The organism is Enterococcus sp. DIV0756 (assembly GCF_051710745.1).
In the GTDB taxonomy this organism is placed as follows: domain Bacteria; phylum Bacillota; class Bacilli; order Lactobacillales; family Enterococcaceae; genus Enterococcus_A.
Window position 1 is genome coordinate 1,894,779 of sequence record NZ_JBIOLF010000001.1, and the last position, 18,992, is coordinate 1,913,770.

The 18,992-nt window shown below is 38.2% G+C and carries 17 protein-coding genes; 6 read left to right on the top strand and 11 right to left on the bottom strand.

What is annotated here, in order from left to right; genetic code table 11:
* The first annotated feature begins 8 nt into the window (after positions 1-8).
* The gene (locus IGI44_RS09180) at positions 9-1,583 is read left to right on the top strand and encodes a ClC family H(+)/Cl(-) exchange transporter (RefSeq protein WP_438787460.1); all 1,575 of its coding nucleotides are present in this window, start codon (positions 9-11) and stop codon (positions 1,581-1,583) included.
* Positions 1,584-1,729: 146 nt separating this feature from the next.
* Here IGI44_RS09180 and IGI44_RS09185 read toward each other — a convergent pair whose 3' ends face one another.
* Positions 1,730-3,190, bottom strand: a complete 1,461-nt coding sequence (locus IGI44_RS09185) for an alpha-amylase (RefSeq protein ID WP_438787461.1) — start codon at positions 3,188-3,190, stop codon at positions 1,730-1,732.
* 159 nt (positions 3,191-3,349) lie between these two features.
* Here IGI44_RS09185 and IGI44_RS09190 point away from each other — a divergent pair, with 159 nt between their 5' ends.
* From IGI44_RS09190 to IGI44_RS09200, 3 genes are read left to right on the top strand one after another with little or no spacing between them, the layout of a single operon-like run.
* Positions 3,350-4,102 carry a DeoR/GlpR family DNA-binding transcription regulator gene (locus IGI44_RS09190; RefSeq protein ID WP_438787462.1) on the top strand — a complete coding sequence of 251 codons (753 nt, stop codon included), beginning with the start codon at positions 3,350-3,352 and terminating at the stop codon, positions 4,100-4,102.
* Positions 4,099-5,013, top strand: a complete 915-nt coding sequence (pfkB, locus tag IGI44_RS09195; RefSeq protein ID WP_438787463.1) for a 1-phosphofructokinase — start codon at positions 4,099-4,101, stop codon at positions 5,011-5,013. The genes IGI44_RS09190 and pfkB overlap by 4 nt, the downstream gene beginning before the upstream one ends.
* Positions 5,014-5,070: 57 nt before the next feature.
* Complete coding sequence (locus IGI44_RS09200) at positions 5,071-6,996, top strand: PTS fructose transporter subunit IIABC (RefSeq protein ID WP_438788953.1); 1,926 nt, start codon at positions 5,071-5,073, stop codon at positions 6,994-6,996.
* Positions 6,997-7,031: 35 nt separating this feature from the next.
* Here the strand turns inward: IGI44_RS09200 and IGI44_RS09205 are convergent, their stop codons facing one another.
* On the bottom strand, positions 7,032-7,217 hold the full coding sequence (locus IGI44_RS09205; RefSeq protein WP_438787464.1) for a hypothetical protein: 186 nt from the start codon (positions 7,215-7,217) through the stop codon (positions 7,032-7,034).
* Between the two features lie 73 nt (positions 7,218-7,290).
* Positions 7,291-8,619 carry a hypothetical protein gene (locus IGI44_RS09210; protein WP_438787465.1) on the bottom strand — a complete coding sequence of 443 codons (1,329 nt, stop codon included), beginning with the start codon at positions 8,617-8,619 and terminating at the stop codon, positions 7,291-7,293.
* A 133-nt stretch (positions 8,620-8,752) separates the two neighbouring features.
* Here IGI44_RS09210 and IGI44_RS09215 point away from each other — a divergent pair, with 133 nt between their 5' ends.
* Positions 8,753-8,905 carry an SPJ_0845 family protein gene (locus IGI44_RS09215; RefSeq protein ID WP_438787466.1) on the top strand — a complete coding sequence of 51 codons (153 nt, stop codon included), beginning with the start codon at positions 8,753-8,755 and terminating at the stop codon, positions 8,903-8,905.
* On the opposite strand, the gene yihA is transcribed toward IGI44_RS09215, so the two are convergent.
* From yihA to IGI44_RS09250, 7 genes are all read right to left on the bottom strand, one after another.
* On the bottom strand, positions 8,902-9,501 hold the full coding sequence (yihA, locus tag IGI44_RS09220; protein WP_438787467.1) for a ribosome biogenesis GTP-binding protein YihA/YsxC: 600 nt from the start codon (positions 9,499-9,501) through the stop codon (positions 8,902-8,904). The genes IGI44_RS09215 and yihA overlap by 4 nt on opposite strands.
* Before the next feature lie 57 nt (positions 9,502-9,558).
* Entirely contained in the window at positions 9,559-10,806 is a 1,248-nt protein-coding gene (gene clpX, locus IGI44_RS09225; RefSeq protein ID WP_438787468.1) for an ATP-dependent Clp protease ATP-binding subunit ClpX, read from the bottom strand.
* Positions 10,807-11,003: 197 nt separating this feature from the next.
* A complete protein-coding gene (tig, locus tag IGI44_RS09230) occupies positions 11,004-12,287 on the bottom strand; it encodes a trigger factor (RefSeq protein WP_438787469.1) in 1,284 nt (427 codons plus the stop codon).
* Positions 12,288-12,390: 103 nt separating this feature from the next.
* Positions 12,391-13,314, bottom strand: a complete 924-nt coding sequence (locus tag IGI44_RS09235) for a tetratricopeptide repeat protein (protein WP_438787470.1) — start codon at positions 13,312-13,314, stop codon at positions 12,391-12,393.
* On the bottom strand, positions 13,311-13,856 hold the full coding sequence (locus IGI44_RS09240) for an RDD family protein (protein WP_438787471.1): 546 nt from the start codon (positions 13,854-13,856) through the stop codon (positions 13,311-13,313). The genes IGI44_RS09235 and IGI44_RS09240 overlap by 4 nt, the downstream gene beginning before the upstream one ends.
* A 2-nt stretch (positions 13,857-13,858) precedes the next feature.
* Entirely contained in the window at positions 13,859-14,887 is a 1,029-nt protein-coding gene (gene sppA / locus IGI44_RS09245) for a signal peptide peptidase SppA (RefSeq protein ID WP_438787472.1), read from the bottom strand.
* 47 nt (positions 14,888-14,934) lie between these two features.
* Positions 14,935-15,222 (bottom strand): hypothetical protein, encoded by a 288-nt coding sequence (locus IGI44_RS09250; RefSeq protein WP_438787473.1) that lies wholly within the window; start codon positions 15,220-15,222, stop codon positions 14,935-14,937.
* A gap of 498 nt (positions 15,223-15,720) precedes the next feature.
* Between IGI44_RS09250 and glmS the strand changes: the two genes are divergently transcribed.
* Positions 15,721-17,529, top strand: coding sequence for a glutamine--fructose-6-phosphate transaminase (isomerizing) (gene glmS / locus IGI44_RS09255; RefSeq protein ID WP_438787474.1), 1,809 nt, complete (start codon positions 15,721-15,723; stop codon positions 17,527-17,529).
* An 84-nt stretch (positions 17,530-17,613) separates the two neighbouring features.
* Here the strand turns inward: glmS and glmM are convergent, their stop codons facing one another.
* A complete protein-coding gene (glmM, locus tag IGI44_RS09260; protein ID WP_438787475.1) occupies positions 17,614-18,969 on the bottom strand; it encodes a phosphoglucosamine mutase in 1,356 nt (451 codons plus the stop codon).
* Positions 18,970-18,992: the final 23 nt, after the last annotated feature.

Consider the following 18,992-nt stretch of genomic DNA (forward strand, 5'->3'; position numbering starts at 1 on the left):
AGGAAATCATGAAGAACGAACATGAAATTAAACGTTTAGATCGTACAAAAGTCAATTTTATATTGAAAGGAGTGTTAATTGGAGCCATTGCCGGGATAGTTGTTAGTCTCTTTAGATTATTCATCGAAGAAATCATGGACCATCTAGTTATTCTATATCTTTGGTTCAATGACAATCCTTTTTGGCTAATTCCCTGGGCCTTGGTTATGCTGGTCTGTGCTCTTGTTGTGGGATTACTTATAAAGTCGGAACCAAACATCAAAGGAAGTGGAATTCCACAAGTCGAAGGGACATTACAAGGTGAGATTAAATTAAACTGGTTTTCAGTCCTCTGGAAAAAATTTATTGGCGGGGTCCTATCAGTTGGATCAGGATTGTTTTTGGGTCGTGAAGGGCCTTCAATTCAACTAGGAGCGATGATCGGTCAAGGCTTCGGTGAATACACACAAGCGTCTACTTCTGAGAAAAAGATTTTTATTTCTAGTGGTGCGGCAGCTGGCTTGGCTGCAGCCTTCAACGCTCCCATTGCCGGATTGTTATTTGTGATTGAGGAGGTCCACCATCATTTCTCTCCTTTGATTTGGTTGACTTCTTTGACGGCAGCATTAACCGCAAATCTAGTCTCTTTGAACTTTTTTGGACTAAGACCCGTTTTGTTTATTGCTGATGTCCCATCCTTACCCTTGAAATATTACGGATTATTGATTCTATTGGGAATTATTTTGGGGATTCTTGGTTACGTTTATCAAATTGTACTTTTGGCATTACCACAATTCTATAAACGTACACATTTGCCAGAACATCTTTATGGCATCATTCCATTTTTATTAATTATTCCAATCGCGCTCTTTTTCCCTCATTATTTGGGCGGCGGTAATCAAATCGTTTTATCGATGGGCGAAAAAGTATTCCCACTAACTGCTTTGCTTTTTTTATTCTTATTGCGTTTCCTGTTCTCGATGGTTTCCTACGGAGCAAATCTTCCAGGCGGCATTTTTTTACCTATTCTGACATTGGGTGCTTTAATCGGGGGGATTTACGGAACTATTTTACATCAATCATTTGGAATGAATTCTATGTTAATTCGTGATTTTGTCATTTTTGCAATGGCAGGCTATTTTACTGCTATCGGGAAAGCCCCTTTAACCGCCATTATTCTTGTCACAGAGATGGTCGGTAACATCACCCATTTGATGCCATTAGCAGTTTGTTCCTTAACAGCCTATGTCATCAATGACCTGTTAGGTGGTAATCCTATCTATGAGTCTTTGCTTGAACGATTACTTAAAGGGCACATTCCAAACATCACAGGAAATAAGACGATTATCGAAATTCCCGTTACTGCTGAAAGTACTCTAGATGGTACAATGGTGCGTGATTTCAATTGGCCAACAGAAATGTTGTTGATATCGATTCGACGTGGTTCCTCAGAAATACTTACCCATGGAGACACCGTCATGAAAGTTGGCGACTTGCTGATGATTCTAACCGACGAAGGCTATACTCAGAAAATAAAAAGACAAATTCGCGAACGTTCAGATGCAGCTATCGCAAAAAAACAAGACAAAGCAATCCAAAGCTAATCATAAAGTATTTTTCGAAAAAACTTTACAAAAAGAAAGCGAACAATCAACTATCTATCGCTTTAGATAGTAAAAGAATTGTTCGCTTTCTTTTTGGATATTAATTGTTACTGGCTTTACTAGTAAATGTTTCTATCGTTGTGTGTTTATCCACGAATTCTTTTTGCCAATTTTTCATTCACATAGACAGACACTTGTCCGTCATTTACAGGAAAGACTCCTTGCCCGTTTTCATCTAAAACAACTTTTGCTTCATTATTTCCTAGTAAATCCACAAATGTTTCCCCTTCATGAATGGCACTGATGGTCATTTCTTTTTCGCCACCCTGAGCATTTGTCATAATTACTGCTGCACCTGATTCAGCATCGTCAAAATCACCTGTTAATGTCCAACCAATAACATCAGGATCATCAAAATAATCTGCCTGATTTCCATAGGTTAATTCCTCACGTAGCTTGATCAAGTGATTCAAGCCTGGTCCAACTGCCTCAGCATTCTCCGTTCCAAACAAATCACCCCAAAATACTACTGGAGTTCCTTCATTCCGTAATAAGATCAAACTGTAAGCATGCAGTTTGAACCAGCCCTCTACCCATGATTCCAGACTTTGACCATGTTGAGTATCATGGTTGTCGACAAAAGTTACTGCCCAATCAGGTCGTGTTTCAATTAAGGTCCCAGCAAAAATTTGACGCATGTCAAAGTCACCCATGGTTGAAGCCGCTTGAAATAGATTAAAGTGCAGAGGAACATCAAACAATGAAATCAAATTTCCCGATGAATCCAGATACTCCTGTAGTTTTTCCAATTCATCTGACCAATACTCGCCTACTACAAACAGCTCTTCGTCCTTTTCCTCTCGACGATGTAAAAGCCAATCAACAAAAAGATCAAAACGAATATGCTTGACTGCATCCAAGCGATAACCATCCACACCTGTTAATTCCTGATACCATTTTCCCCATTTATCCAGTTGTTCAATTGTCTCTGGGTTCTCCATATCTAGATTACAGCCCATTAAGTAATCAAAATTGCCATTTTCATCGTCAACTTTGGGTTCCCATCCTTTGTCTGCAAAATTAAAGATCGCATGATCTTTTTCACGTGCATCATAATCAACACCGGAGAAATTTTTCCAATTCCATTGATATTCGTTGTATTTACCTTTTCGACCAGGGAAAGTAAATTTGGTCCATGCTTCAATTTCTTCTTCACCAGAACTTGGTTTTGTACGATCATCAAACTGATAAGAAACCGCTGAAACAATTTCCGTCTCATCCGCACCCATAAAATGATCAAAAACGATATCTGCGTAAACCTTTAATCCAGCTTTCTTCAATGCAGTAATACTGCTCAAATATTCCTCTTTTGTTCCGTACTTTGTTCTAACACTACCTTTTTGGTCGAACTCTCCAAGATCATAAAGATCATAAGTACCGTAACCGACATCATTTGCACCTTCTGAGCCTTTATAAGCTGGCGGCAACCAAATAGCGTTAATTCCAAATTGACTTAATTCTTTCGCTTTTTCAGCTAAGGTTTTCCAATGATTTCCATCCGCCGGAAGATACCATTCGAATCCTTGTAAAATCGTTTGTTTGCTCATAATCTTCACCTCTTACTATCCATCATACAGAAAATGAACGTTCCCTCAAAATAAGACGACCCAAAATTTCCCGCTTAAACGTTTTTGAATGTTTTTGGCTGTTTATGGTTGTATTAAAAATTTATTTGTGCTATTATTTCAAATGAAGGAGGATTGAAAATGCTTACAGAAGAACGACACAAAAAAATTATGGAACGGTTGGAGCAGGACGGATTGGTTAAATCTCAAGAATTAATTCACTATTTAGATTCTTCAGAATCTACGATTAGACGGGATCTTCAAGAATTAGAAAATCTAGGTTTACTTGAACGGATTCATGGTGGTGCTAAACGTCCGCAACATCTTGAACAGGAATTAGGAATGATCGAAAAATCATCCAAAAACGTTCAACAAAAGAAAATAGTCGCTGAATATGCTGCTGAAAGCCTTGTTGAGGGCGACGTCATTTATTTGGATGCTGGAACCACTACTTCCGAAATGATTCCTTTCCTTAAAAATCGAACAATTACTGTCGTTACAAATTCCGTTGGCTTGGCTGCTCGTCTAGTTGAGGCACAAATCTCAACGATCGTATTAGGCGGAAGGATCAAATTAACAACTGATGCAGTGGTCGGATCACAAGCTTTGGAACAACTAAAGCAATATAGATTTAATAAAGCCTTCATGGGAATGAATGGCATCCATTGGGAAAGTGGCTACTCCACTCCTGATCCAGAAGAAGCCAGTTTAAAAAGAGTGGCTATTCAACAATCCGAGGAAGCATTTGTCTTAGTTGACCATAGCAAGTTCAATCAAACCAGTTTTGTCAGCGTTGCTCCATTATCAGCTGCTTCAATCCTCACAGACACCTGTCCTTTGGTTATCCATGATCAAATCACAGAACAAACTACCTTGAAGGAGGTTTCTGTATGATTTATACAGTAACGTTAAACCCATCAATTGATTACATCGTGCACATCGACCAATTAGTTATTGGTGATGTTAATCGTATGAAGAGCGATTTAAAACTACCGGGCGGCAAAGGAATCAATGTTTCTCGAATTTTGAAAAGGATTAATAATGATTCTACAGCCTTAGGATTTCTCGGTGGATTTACCGGAAGCTTTATTAAGGAATGGCTGGAAAAAGAAACCATTCAAACAAATTTTACAACGGTTTCTGACGATACACGGATTAACATAAAACTGAAAGCTAGCGAGGAAACTGAAATTAACGGTCAAGGCCCCACCGTTTCAGTCAAAGAAATGGCTGATTTAAAAAAGATTTTAGGAAACTTATCCTCTTCTGACATCGTTGTGTTATCCGGCAGCAAACCTGCAAGTGTCCCTACTGGTTTTTATCAAGAATTAATTGAAATTATCAAAGCTCAGGGAGCCTCATTTGTAATCGATACTACTGGCGCTGATTTGATGGATGCCTTAGAAAAAAAACCTTTGCTGGTTAAACCAAACAATCATGAGCTAGCAGATCTCTATCAAACAACCTTTAATTCCGTTGAGGATATCTATCCTTTCGGCCAACGTTTGCTAGACGAAGGTGCTCAACATGCACTAGTTTCTATGGCTGGTGATGGGGCACTACTATTTACTAATGAAGGAATATATCGTTCGAACGTGTTGAAACGTTCAGTTAAAAATTCAGTTGGCGCTGGCGATTCCATGATCGCTGGATTTGTTGGGAATTTTACAAAAACCAAAAATGCTGTAGAAGCCTTCAAATGGGGCGTTGCTTGCGGGAGTGCGACAACTTTTTCGGATGACTTAGCCACAGCAGATTTCATTCAAGAATTATTACCAGAAGTCAAGATAACTAAAGTAAACTAATTATTTTGTCTGCTTCTGTTTAAAATATGTATCACTATAGAATTTGGAGGAATTATGATGGATATTAAAGATTTATTGATTAAAGATGCCATGATTATGGATTTGCAAGCAACGACAAAAAGTGCTGCAATTGATGAAATGGTTCAAAAAATGTATGACGCTGGCCGTATTTCTGATATTGATGTTTATAAAGAAGGTATTTTAAAGCGCGAAGCTCAAACATCGACTGGTTTAGGTGATGGGATTGCAATGCCTCATGCAAAAAACAGTGCTGTAAAGGAAGCGACAGTCCTATTTGCAAAAAGCCAAAATGGCGTTGATTATGAATCATTGGATGGTCAACCTACCTTTCTATTTTTCATGATCGCCGCTCCAGAAGGCGCTAATGATACGCATCTTCAAGCACTTGCTGCTTTATCGAGACTTTTGATTAATCCAGACTTTGTGGCTAAATTGAAAGCTGCAGAAACTCCTGACCAAGTACAATCTACTTTTGATGCAGCTGAAAAAGCAAAAGAAGCAGAAGAAAAAGCAGAAGCCCAGGCGGAAGCAGAAGAAAAAATTAAAGACACAAATCGACGGTACATCGTAGCAGTTACTGCTTGCCCTACCGGGATTGCGCATACTTACATGGCAGAGGATGCCTTGAAGAAAAAAGCAAAAGAATTGGGCGTAGACATTAAAGTGGAGACAAATGGTTCAGAAGGAATCAAACATCGTCTAACAGATGATGAAATTGCTCGTGCAGATGGCGTTATCATAGCTGCAGATAAAAAAGTAGAAATGAACCGATTTAACGGGAAGGAATTAGTCAATCGTCCTGTTAGTGACGGAATTCGTAAACCAGAAGAATTGATTAATTTAGCTTTAAGTGGAAAGGCTCCGGTATATCGTGCTAGTGGCGAAGATACTTCAATTGATGAAGAGAAAAGCGACAACGGTACGTTAGGGCAACGCATTTATAAAGATTTGATGAACGGTGTTTCTCATATGCTACCATTTGTAATTGGTGGTGGGATCATGATCGCTTTATCTTTCATGATTGATCAATTTATGGGTGTGCCTCAATCCGAATTAGCTAACCTAGGTAATTACAATCAAGTCGCAAGCTGGTTTAACCAAATCGGTGGTGCGGCATTTGGCTTCATGCTCCCAGTCCTTGCTGGTTTTATTGCCTCAAGTATCGCTGATCGTCCCGGTTTAATCGCTGGTTTTGCTGCTGGTGCGCTAGCTAATGCTGGTGGTGCAGGATTCTTAGGCGCATTAATTGGTGGTTTCTTAGCTGGATATGTCATCATCTTTTTGAAAAAATTGTTTAAGAACTTACCGAAGTCACTAGAAGGAATCAAGGCGATTCTCTTCTATCCATTCTTTGGCTTGATGATTACCGGATTCTTGATGCTCTTAGTCAACGTTCCGATGAAAGCGATCAATGATGGATTGAATGGTTTCCTAACTGGATTAAGCGGATCTAATGCTATTTTACTTGGTGCATTACTCGGAGGCATGATGGCAATTGATTTAGGCGGTCCTATTAATAAGGCAGCTTACGTGTTTGGTACTGCAACGTTAGCTACAAGTGTTGCCCAAGGTGGATCAATCGTTATGGCTGCGGTTATGGCCGGTGGTATGGTTCCTCCGTTGGCTATCTTTGTTGCTACTCGATTATTTAAAAACAAATTTGAAAAGAGTCAGGTAGATGCTGGATTAACAAACATTGTAATGGGGCTTTCTTTCGTAACTGAAGGCGCTATTCCATTTGCTGCGGCAGATCCAATTCGTGTGATTCCAAGTTTCGTTGTTGGTTCGGCGTTAGCTGGTGGATTGGTCGGTGCTGTGGGTATCAAATTACTTGCTCCGCATGGCGGTATTTTCGTTGTCTTATTGTTAAGCCATCCACTACTTTACTTATTGTTTATCATTATTGGTGCAATCGTTTCAGGCGTGATTTATGGGTTAGTCAAAAAGCCAGTTGCAAAATAAGTAAAAGCCACTCTCGAAATTCGAGAGTGGCTTTTTTACATCCAACGATCTTTTCTATGAGCTCTCACCGGCTGTGCTTTCGGTTTAATTGCAAAAAGAATCATTCCAATAAAAAGGACTACAATTGACAAAGGAATCTCTAGCGATGGAACCGGCAACACAAAAATTAGACCAATAATCAGCAAACAACTACCCATAATCTTGATATACCTGTAATCCATAGATAACCTCTCCTTTTTTCTCTCGTCAAAATGCAAAACAACTTATTTGATTAGACTCAAATCACCAATTTATTTATATCTCAAGTATGTCTAATTGATTTTTTGCAGATACTTTTTTTTGATCAATAAAAGAGACAATTAAATGTTTCGCCTCTTTTTCCAATGAAAAAGTCAAAGAATCGTTTTTACGACTGACTTGATGAATCGTCATATCTTTTAATGCTAACTTTAATTCCTCTAAAGGAAAATCTAAGAATGCTTTCTTGGGAATAAATAATTGTAAAACTGCAGTATATTCTTTATACCGCATATCTTGGATCTCAAATTCGATAGAATCACGTATATAGTACTCAAAGGCTGCTAATCCCTTATCCAATGTTAGCTCAGGATATAAAATATGATAATTCATCATCCGTTCACTTTCATCATCAATCCAAGGGAAATAGGCTAAAGCGTTTAATCCGCCCTTCATGCGATTCACGCGATATTGATTTGTTAAGAAATTATACGTACGTGTCACAAAATAAGACGCTTCACTTTTCTCTGTCGGTTGAAATTGTTCATTTTGATATTGAACAGTCTGAATAACTGTATCCTCGAAAGCAAACTCAATATAAGGTTGTTTTAGTAACCCAACACCGTTTGTATAGGAAAGTTGCGAGATCCCTAATTGATCACGAAATAATTGTTGAAACCTCAAATTAGTGTGATCCTGCCATTGGAATGGATCCTTGTATAATTCAAAGAAAACTCCCGAGCCCAGTTCAGCTACCTGTTCAACTTGCTGAATCTCTAACAAAAGCTGTTTAGCAAACAATTTTTTGTATGGAGCGCCCAGAAATAACCACCAGCATGCCGTTAAACAGACTCCCTTATAGAAAACATCGTAACCTGGAAATACATTACAATCGACTACTATATCCCCATTAAGCCCCTTCATTTTTGGCAACACATTTGTCTCTTCTGCCGTTTCAAAAGAGCGACGCTTCGATAGTTCACTCGTGTTGTGATAAAGGTATTCATCATAGGAGCGAATGTAAGCAAAAAAACCATGCTCGATCAAACGATTTTTAAAATAATCTAAATAAACTTTTTCCCAGTAATAAAAATTTTCCTCATCAAGTATGCATTTTTCAAACAACGTATCACCTAAAAGATGCAACGTCGTCTCCTCTTTCGAGTTTTTTATTTGCAACCAAACATCTTCTTTTGTACTGAACTCTGAAATCACCTGTTTCAATTGGTGCTGATCAAATATCTGTTCTTGCCCATTAATCAACATTTTATCTGGTTCCAGCAACAGACGACTCATGACTAACCAATCATTTACTTTTGATTGGATGTCGGCTTGCTTCAAATCGTAGAGCTGGCTGACACTATAAATCTTCTGATTCTTCTCCATTGCTTTCCCCTTTCTCATTACTCTATTATAATTATAGCGTAAAGATTTAAAAAACCCTATGAAATTGATTACTAAGTTTTAAAAAATTGTATCCTGTAGTAGAATGTGATAAAACTGAAATGGAGGTGTTCAGATGGGCCTTAAATTTGAAAAAACCGATGATTTGGATAAGTTATTTGAATCGTTTGCTGTAGATCCAGATAAAAAAGTACAAAAAGACGAGGATATTCAGAAGTTTTTAAAACCAAAAAATGAACAAAATGATAAAAAAAAGGATCAAGCTTAAGAAGCTTGATTCTTTTCAATTGCTGTTTCAATCGCCTGCCACGCTTCCTCTTTACCCATTTTCGTCTCAGAAGAGAAAAGAATGAAAGTATCATTGGGATCAAAATCCAATTTTTTCTTAATTGCACTAGTATGTTTATTCCACTTCCCACGAGGAATCTTGTCTGCTTTTGTCGCCACTACAATCACAGGAATACCGTAATACTTCAGAAACTCATACATTTGAATGTCTTCTCTACTTGGATCGTGCCGAACATCAACTAGAGACACCACCGCACGCAGTTGCTTACGACTGGTAATATATGTTTCAATCATTTCTCCCCACTTCGCACGTTCTGTTTTTGATACCTTCGCGTAGCCATATCCAGGTACATCAACAAAATGCAAAGCGTTCTCAATCAAATAAAAGTTCAAGGTTTGTGTTTTTCCAGGTTTTCCAGAAGTTCTAGCTAAATTCTTCCGATCAATCAAAGTATTAATAAAAGAGGATTTTCCAACATTTGATCGTCCCGCTAAAGCAATCTCTGGTAAATCAGTTTCAGGATATTGTTTTGGTGAGACCGCACTAATGACGATCTCTGCATTATGCACTTTCATTCTTCCACGCCTTTCAAAAAGGGTCCACAAATTATTTTGTGAACCCTCGTTTATTACCTACCCTGCTTTTTTCTTATCATTATGATATTCGATAATTGGTTTACCTGATCCTTCAACAGAATCCTTTGTAACAATTACTTTTTCAATTGATTCATCAGAAGGAATGTCAAACATGACATCCATCATCACGTCTTCAATAATTGAACGTAATCCTCGAGCGCCAGTATTGCGCGCAATTGCTTTATCAGCAATAGCATTCAAGGCATCAGCATCAAACGCTAAGTCTGTATCATCATAAGATAGTAACTTTTGGTATTGCTTTACTAACGCATTTTTAGGTTCTGTCAAGATACGAACCAAGTCCTCTGTCGTTAATTTTTCTAACGCTGTAGTTACTGGTAAACGTCCGATAAACTCTGGAATTAAACCAAATTTTAATAAGTCTTCCGGAATGATTTGTTGCATGATACTTGCATCTTCATCAATTTTCTTATTGTTTTTACCAAAGCCAATAGTTTTTTCACCCAAACGATTTTTAACAATCGTTTCAATGCCATCAAAAGCACCACCAACAATAAACAAAATATTGGTCGTATCAATTTGAATAAACTCTTGGTGTGGGTGTTTGCGTCCTCCTTGAGGCGGAACACTAGCTACTGTTCCTTCAAGAATTTTAAGTAGTGCTTGTTGCACGCCCTCACCGGAAACATCACGAGTGATCGAAACATTCTCACTTTTACGAGTAATTTTATCGATTTCATCGATATAGATAATTCCTTTTTCAGCACGCTCAACATTGTAATCGGCCGCCTGCAATAATTTCAATAAAATATTTTCGACATCTTCACCAACGTAACCAGCTTCCGTCAAGCTTGTCGCATCTGCAATAGCAAACGGAACATTAAGTGTTCGAGCCAACGTTTGTGCCAAAAATGTCTTACCTGAACCTGTAGGTCCAATTAGACAAATATTACTTTTTTGCAATTCGACTTCATCTAGTCCATCATTTTCAGTATTCACTCGTTTATAATGATTGTAAACCGCGACAGATAAAGCTTTTTTTGCTCGATCTTGCCCTATAACATATTGGTTTAGGACATCTAACAATTCTTTTGGTTTTGGTACATCAATAAATTCACGAATAGCTTCTTCATGGAATTCTTCATCTATAATCTCTTTACAAAGGTCGATACACTCATTACAAATGTAAACTCCTGGACCCGCAACGACTTTTTTTACTTCTTCTTGGGTCTTTCCACAAAATGAACAGCGGACTGTTTCACCTGCGCCTGTGCTCTCATACATGGCTTTCACCTCTTGCTTCTTTCTCTACAAGTGTTTCCACGATTGCAGTCTTTATCTATAATAACATAAAGCATTAAAAAGACAAAGAATCCAAATGGATTAAAAAGGAATTTTAAAGAAAAAAGTATGCGATAAAAACTATCGCATACTTTAATAAATATTAACTCATATAACATATAAAACTGATGATGTTAATCTTACTTTTCTACAGCAGTTCCTGTAACTAATTCAACTGCTTTTTTCATTTTAATATCGTGTTCTAACATGTCTTCTGTTAAGACACGTTTGATTTGTTCTTCTGGCATTTGGTACATTTCTGCTAAATCTTTGATTTCTTTAGCAATATCTTCCTCAGAAGCTTCAATTTTTTCCGCTTCAACGATTGCTTCCATTACCAAGTTTGTTTTCACTCGGCCTTCAGCTTCACCTTCAAATTGCGTATGAAGATCTTCTTCGGTAGAACCTGTCAATTGATAGTACATTTCAGGAGAGATTCCTTGACGTTGCATGTTGTTTAAGAATTCATCCATTGAACGGTGTACTTCGTCATGAACCATTACATGTGGAAGGTCAACGATGTCAGCATTTTCAACTGCTTGTTTAATAGCAGCTTCATCTTTTGCTTCTTTCGCAGCTTCTTCTTTTTGCTTGGTTAATTCATCACGATATTTTGCCTTTAATTCGTCTAAAGAATTTACTTCTTCATCAACGTCTTTAGCAAAATCGTCATCTAACTCTGGTAATTCTTTTGCTTTAACTTCATGAATTGTAACTTTGAAAACAGCTTCTTTACCAGCTAAGTCTTCTGCTTGGTAATCTTCTGGGAAAGTGACCGTAACGTCCAAGCTTTCACCAGCTTTGTGTCCAACAAGTTGTTCTTCAAAACCAGGGATAAATGAACCAGAACCTAATTCAAGTGAATAGTTTTCGCCTTTTCCACCTTCAAAAGCTTCTTCACCGACAAAACCTTCGAAGTCAATAACTGTTGTATCGCCATTTTCAGCAGCTTCATCTTCCTTGATAACCAATTCAGCTTGCGCTTCTTGCTCAGACTTCAACCGTGCATCTACGTCAGCCTCTGAAACTTCAACATCTTGTTTAGGCACTTCAAGTTCTTTGTAATCGCCTAATTTCACTTCAGGTTTCACTGTAACTTCAGCCTTAATAACCCAAGCTTCACCTTTTTCCATGCTATCTACATCGATTTTTGGTTGAGAAACTGGGTCAATTCCTGCTTCCTTTACAGCAGCTTCATAAGCAACTGGTAATACATCATTCAATGCATCTTCATATAATGCTTCTTCACCGTACATACGGTTAAATACTTGGCGAGATACTTTCCCTTTACGGAAACCAGGTACATTAAGATTTTTCTTTACTTTGTTGAATGCATTTGTTAATCCTTTTTGGATCTCAGTTTGTTCAATTGAGAAAGTTAACACACCATCATTGGTGCCTGTTTTTTCAAAATTTGCAGTCAAATTTGTTCCCTCCGAATACTAATATACTTGCATTTTGCATACCATTAAATATTACACTACTGATTGTGAAATGTAAATATAAAGCTTTTACTCTCGGCATTTTTTAATGATAATCGAACATCAGTTGTTTAATCTTTTCACGAATCATTTCTACATCCTCATCGAGTGATTCAGATTCCCTCCAGTATTCTGATAAATAACTATTAACCCAAGCATCCGGCCTCATAAAGGAGTAGTGCAGCGGATATAAGAATGCCATCTCCAGTTTAACCTGCTCCAAAATATTTGCTAAAAGAATCGGATCCTCATCAGTTAAACGTTTTTCCAATCGTCTCATGATTTTCTCTTGTAATGTTTCATCAAAATCCGATGCTGCTGGTGATAATTCTACAATTTCATCTTGGATCGTCAGATAACGCATTTTTTCATTAATACCTATCCGTGCTAAACTTTCAAAAAAGTAACTGCGTACCAAAGGAGCAATTTCAGGGTCAACCATGAATTTCTCAGCCAATGTTTGTAATCGCTGTTCTGATAGTTGCTTAACTTTTCGTACCAATACCAATTGTTCCATTGCTGACAAAAACGGCAATTGTTCAAGCTCTGATTCTAGCTGGTTCATGGCTGCCTGCTGCTGTCTTTGATAAAAAGCTTCTTGATCATCAATCCGCAATAACCAAAGATTTTTTTGCTCTTCGGTAAATTGTTTCATTTTCTGAGCCCGCCATAAATACTCGCGGGCAGAAAAAAATCTATTTGAATACAGTTGAATTTGTAAATACAAATCAATTGTTTCCGGTGCTTCGAGATAACTTTCTGACTCTTCTTCAGAAAATGCCAAAGCTTCCTCAAATTTTCCTTGTTCTAAAGCAAGACTTGCGATTAAGCGATTCAACTTAGGGGAAGGATTTTCACTGTAAGCAAGCTTGTAGTTTTCCAGCGCTTGTGAAAAGTTCCCTTTTGAGAAAGCTTCTTCAGCAAGTGTTAAATAATAATGATCATTGTTAGGAAATTCTATTGGATTCATTCTTGTATAAAATCCTCTCTAGCTGCAATTAAATTTAATGTCACTACACTCGTGTCTGAAAAGTAATCACCAATGTGTTGCTTGTTCGGTGTAAAAATCGTTACAAGATACCCTAACATAAAAATCGAACCTCGCAGAACAAACCGGCAAGCTCCCTCACGGACTAAAACGGTTTGCCAACTCAATTCTTCCTCCGTAAAACAGATTACTCGAATACCGAAGATCATTTTACCCAATGTTTGTCCATGATTTAGTTTTGTCAGCAAAATAAAATATGCCAAGTAGATAAAAAGCGCTAATAATCCATAAACGCTGACTAGTTCTTTACTCTTCGTCATTCCGAAAAAGCTTGTTGGGAATCCGAGTAGGACTCCAGTAATAGATGAAATGCAAAGCAAATCCAATAAATACGCAAAAAAACGAATCCAAAATCCTGTATAGAAATAATCTGGGTAATGATGAAATTGTGGTTTACGTGTCTTCTTTTCAAGCAGCTGTGTAACGGGGCCGACAGCTGGTCTCTGTTGTATTTCCTCACTCACAATTACTCACCCCCATAGAGATACATTGCTTTAGGTGCCTGTGGAGTCCCCACACTTTCAACAATATTTCTAACTAACTCTTCTTGAGTAGGTTTGAATCCTTGCAACTCCGCTAGACGACTACCGAACCAGGTGTCCACGAAACTTGTTGTCCCACTTGTATAAGAAACAACTTTCGCATCATTCAATCCATTGTCTTTTCGCAAAGCTTTAAGTGCTTGATCTGGATAACCAATATCATCTACTAATCCATTTTCAAGAGCTTGTGCCCCATCGTAAATTCTTCCATCAGCTAATTTTCGCACATCTGATTCACTCAAATCTCGACCATTTGCTACAACTTTGACAAAGCGACCATACATACTATCAACAAAGGCTTGCAGGACCTCTTTATCCTCCTTAGTCTGAGGTCTAGATCCAGAGCCAATATCTTTTAATGCCCCACTTTTAATCGTTGCATCCGTGATCCCAAGTTTTTCCATCAAACCTGAATAATTCATGCTGGACATGATCACACCAATAGATCCTGTCATCGTATCCTCCGTAGCAAAAATCCGATCAGAATTTGCTGCAATATAATACCCACCGCTAGCAGCTTGGCTTTCCATCGATGAATAAATCGGAATTTTCTTCTCACTCTGAATTTCCTTCAATGCTCGTGTAATCTCTGCTGTCTCGTAAACTGAACCTCCTGGTGAATTAATCTCCAACAAGATGCCCTTTACTGAAGAATCATTTTTTATCTTAGTTAATTGCTTCATAAAAGCTTCATGGTTATATCCACCTGTTGAAAAGATACCGCTACTACCGTCATCAACGATTGTCCCTTCAACAACTAATTTAACAATTTTTTTACTGCTTGAGCCGGTTTCTTCAGTTTTCTCTTGCGGTTCGCCCGAACCGTACAATAGTTCGTTTACTTGGCTAAGTTCCTTCTTATTCTCATTTTTGGGGCCTATTGTTGACGTAATTACAGAAAACACCAATAAAACTACTGCGATACCAACTGCCACCCAACGTCTCTTATTCATTAATTTACCTCCTGAGCCATTGCTTCTTCAAAAGCAAAGTTTTCATACTAATATAAATTGCGGATAACTACTACTTTTTCGATCGGACCCTCTGCTTTCATTTTTCCGGCCTTTTCCAATAGTGAGTAGCCGCCAAAAAGCTCCTGCGTCAGCGGATCTTCAATTTTAAATGCTTGAGCATCTTCAACGCTTAAAGCGTCAGGATTGATTTCCTGAATACTATCCCAACCGGTATCAAGAAAGATTTTCGTTTCATCATTGATTTCTGGATCATCGGTAAGTTGTGCTAGAAAGTTCCTTAACTCTCCGACCGTAAGATTTTTTGGTTGATTCAATTGACTTCCTCCTCTTTTTTTGTGAAAGATATCCACACAAAAATTACATCATCTAAAACGAACAATGTCTACAATAATTGTTTATTGCAATTGAAGCTGTTCGATAACTGATACTTTTCTATTTTACCCTATTCTTCCATTAGATGAAACGCCGAAGATTGGGTGATTTCTTTTTAGCTTTTCACAAATTTCATATATACCAATTTAATAAAAATAAAAAAATATTTGACTACACGGCAAGTTTATATTATATTAATCATTGTTTCCGATATTAAAACAAAAAAATCTTAAATGTACCAATAGGATAGCGCCAGGCCTTTTAAAGGTGACGAGGAAGAAGCTAATCGAATGATTCGGCGGGTGGCTTCAGGGTTGCTGTGCTCTACAGATCATTACAAAAACTTTTAATTATTTAAAACTTTTAATTATTTATTTAAAGAACAAAAAAATGATCAGACAGCTCGGAAACATATAATGATAGGAAAGTAGGAAGACATTATGTGTGGTATCGTAGGGATTGTAGGAAATGAGCAAGCAACAAGTATTTTAGTAAACGGTTTGGAAAAATTAGAATATCGAGGTTATGATTCAGCAGGTATTTTTGTGGCAGACCAAGAAAAAGATTTCTTAGTGAAATCTCAGGGACGTATCAAGGAATTAGCAGACAAAATTGGCGAAGATGTGCAGGGAACCATCGGAATTGGTCATACACGTTGGGCAACCCATGGAGAGCCAAGCGAAGAAAATGCTCATCCGCATACTTCACAAAGCAAACGCTTCGTTTTAGTTCACAATGGTGTGATTGAAAACTATGATGAATTAAAGCAAAAATATTTAGTAGATGATCTTTTTTATGGCGAAACGGATACCGAAATTGCCGTTCATTTAGTAGAATTTTTTGCGAATCAAGGACTTTCAACAAAAGAAGCTTTCCGTAAAGCACTAAAAGAGATCCATGGCTCATACGCTTTTGGTTTGATTGACAAAAATGACCGCGAAACGATTTACGTTGGAAAAAACAAAAGTCCGTTACTAATTGGATTAGGTGAAGGTTTTAATGTTGTCTGCAGTGATGCCATGGCTATGTTAGAACAAACCAATCAATTTGTTGAAATTAATGATGGTGAAATGGTAATCGTAACAAAAGATCATGTAGAAATTGAAGATGCCGCTGGAAATGAAATCCAACGTGCTCCCTATGAAGCAAAAATTGATCTTTCTGATATGGAAAAAGGCACCTACCCTTACTATATGTTGAAAGAAATCGATGAGCAACCTGCTACGATGCGTCGGATCATCAGTGAATATACCGATGAAACAGGAACCGTCGTGATTGAGGATGAGTTGCTACAAAGCTTATTAGACAGCGATCGTATTTATATTGTTGCTTGTGGTACAAGTAACAACGCTGGTTGGGCAAGTAAGCAGATTATTGAAGGCTTAGCGAACATTCCAGTTGAAATCCATTTATCAAGTGAATTTGGTTACAATATGCCTTTGCTTTCAGAGAAACCATTCTTTATTTACTTAACTCAAAGTGGTGAAACTGCAGATAGTCGTCAAGTATTAGTCAAAACGAATGAATTGGGGTATCCTTCCTTAACGGTAACCAATGTTGCTGGATCAACGCTATCTAGAGAAGCAAGCTACACCATGCTTTTGCATGCAGGACCAGAAATTGCAGTTGCTTCAACGAAGGCTTATACTGCACAAATTGCTGCTTTAACCGTATTAGCAAAAGCGGTTGGTGAAGCAAAAGATATTGCATCTGCAAAAGAATTTGATCTGACAAAGGAATTAGGGATTGCAGCAAATGCGATGGATGTGATGATCGCAGAAAAAGCAATGATTGAAGAAATTGCTGCAGAGTATTTGGCGACAACCCGAAATGCTTTCTACATTGGACGCTCAGAAGATTATTATGTTTCAATGGAAGTAGCCTTAAAACTGAAAGAAATTTCTTATATTCAAGCAGAAGGATTCGCTGCTGGCGAATTAAAGCACGGAACGATCGCTCTAGTTGAAGAAGGTACACCGGTGATTGGGATCATTACAGAAGCTGTGACATCTCCTCACACACGCGGAAACCTGCGGGAAGTTGAGAGTCGCGGAGCTCATACACTTGTAATTGCTTCTGAAGAGTTAAGCAAAGAAGGCGACCAGATCGTCCTACCAATCGTTCATCAATTCTTACGTCCGCTCGTATCTGTCATTCCAGGACAGTTGATTGCTTATTACGCAACCTTATTGCGCGGATATGATGTTGATAAACCACGGAACTTAGCGAAATCAGTAACAGTTGAATAAAAGTAAAAGAGGCTGTCTTCGCTGACCAGCCTCTTTTTAGTGCTAAAAAAACGCCTGATCAATTGAGATCAGGCGTTTTACTAATTAATCTAATCCAATTTCTTCACGTACAACTGAAGCAATTTTTTCTACGTAGTATTCAACTTTCTCATCCGTTGGCGCCTCTGCCATCACTCGCAATAACGGCTCTGTTCCGGATGGACGAACTAGGATGCGACCATCTCCATTCATTTCTGCTTCAGCCTCATCAATTGCTTGTTTAATAGCAGGCACAGTCATTGCACCATACTTATCACTAACACGAATATTCACTAGTTTTTGTGGATAGATAGTGACTTCGCCAGCTAGTTCAGAAAGTTTTTTACCCGTTTGCTTCATGATGTTCAATAGTTGAACCCCTGTCAACATTCCATCACCAGTTGTATTGTAATCTAGGAATAGAACGTGACCAGACTGCTCACCGCCAAGATTGTAATCATTTTTACGCATTTCCTCTACAACATACCGGTCTCCGACTTGCGTAATTACATCCTCTAACCCAATTTCTTCGATTGCTTTGTGGAAGCCTAAATTACTCATAACTGTTGTTACGACTGTATCCTTTTTCAACCGATTGCGTTCAGCCAAATATTTTGCGCAGATAAACATAATACGATCTCCGTCAATGATATTTCCTAATTCATCTACTGCGATCACACGATCGCCATCACCATCGAAAGCCAAGCCAGCATCTGCGCCTTTTTCAACTACCATCTTTGCTAAAGCTTCTGGATGAGTTGAACCAACACCTGCATTAATGTTTAGACCGTTTGGAGAAGTCCCCATCGTATAAAAATCAGTTTCTAAATCAGCAAATAACCGGTTTACGCTTGTAGTAGTCGCGCCATTTGCGGCATCAACGCAAACTGTTAGACCTGATAAGTCCCCTGAGATTGTTTGTACTAGAAATTGGGAATATTTTAATAATCCCTCATGAAATTCATCTAACGTTCCTAACCCTTCAGCAGATGGCCGAGGCAACGTGTCTTCTTCAGCATCGATCAATGCTTCGATTTCTGCTTCTTGTTCATCAACTAATTTAAATCCGTCACCACCGAAAAATTTAATCCCGTTATCCTCTGCCGGGTTATGGGATGCTGAAATCATTACACCAGCTGAAGCTTTTTGTAGTCTTGTTAAGTAAGCAACTCCGGGCGTTGAAATGACTCCTAGTTGGAAAACTTCGATACCAACAGATAATAACCCTGAAATTAAAGCCGTTTCTAATAATTCGCCTGAGATACGCGTATCGCGTCCTACTAATACACGTGGACGTCCTTCGCTTTCTTGATGTTGACTTAAGACATAGCCGCCACAACGACCTAATTTAAAAGCTAGTTCAGGTGTTAACTCCTTATTCGCGATTCCGCGTACTCCGTCTGTTCCAAAATATTTACCCATTAAATTATATTTCCCTTCTTCAT

Coding starts and splice junctions, on each gene's coding strand:
- IGI44_RS09180 (WP_438787460.1), top strand. CDS start 9: ATGAAGAACGAACATGAAATTAAACGTTTAGATCGTACAAAAGTCAAT.
- IGI44_RS09185 (WP_438787461.1), bottom strand. CDS start 3,190: ATGAGCAAACAAACGATTTTACAAGGATTCGAATGGTATCTTCCGGCG.
- IGI44_RS09190 (WP_438787462.1), top strand. CDS start 3,350: ATGCTTACAGAAGAACGACACAAAAAAATTATGGAACGGTTGGAGCAG.
- pfkB (WP_438787463.1), top strand. CDS start 4,099: ATGATTTATACAGTAACGTTAAACCCATCAATTGATTACATCGTGCAC.
- IGI44_RS09200 (WP_438788953.1), top strand. CDS start 5,071: ATGGATATTAAAGATTTATTGATTAAAGATGCCATGATTATGGATTTG.
- IGI44_RS09205 (WP_438787464.1), bottom strand. CDS start 7,217: ATGGATTACAGGTATATCAAGATTATGGGTAGTTGTTTGCTGATTATT.
- IGI44_RS09210 (WP_438787465.1), bottom strand. CDS start 8,619: ATGGAGAAGAATCAGAAGATTTATAGTGTCAGCCAGCTCTACGATTTG.
- IGI44_RS09215 (WP_438787466.1), top strand. CDS start 8,753: ATGGGCCTTAAATTTGAAAAAACCGATGATTTGGATAAGTTATTTGAA.
- yihA (WP_438787467.1), bottom strand. CDS start 9,501: ATGAAAGTGCATAATGCAGAGATCGTCATTAGTGCGGTCTCACCAAAA.
- clpX (WP_438787468.1), bottom strand. CDS start 10,806: ATGTATGAGAGCACAGGCGCAGGTGAAACAGTCCGCTGTTCATTTTGT.
- IGI44_RS09235 (WP_438787470.1), bottom strand. CDS start 13,314: ATGAATCCAATAGAATTTCCTAACAATGATCATTATTATTTAACACTT.
- sppA (WP_438787472.1), bottom strand. CDS start 14,887: ATGAATAAGAGACGTTGGGTGGCAGTTGGTATCGCAGTAGTTTTATTG.
- glmS (WP_438787474.1), top strand. CDS start 15,721: ATGTGTGGTATCGTAGGGATTGTAGGAAATGAGCAAGCAACAAGTATT.
- glmM (WP_438787475.1), bottom strand. CDS start 18,969: ATGGGTAAATATTTTGGAACAGACGGAGTACGCGGAATCGCGAATAAG.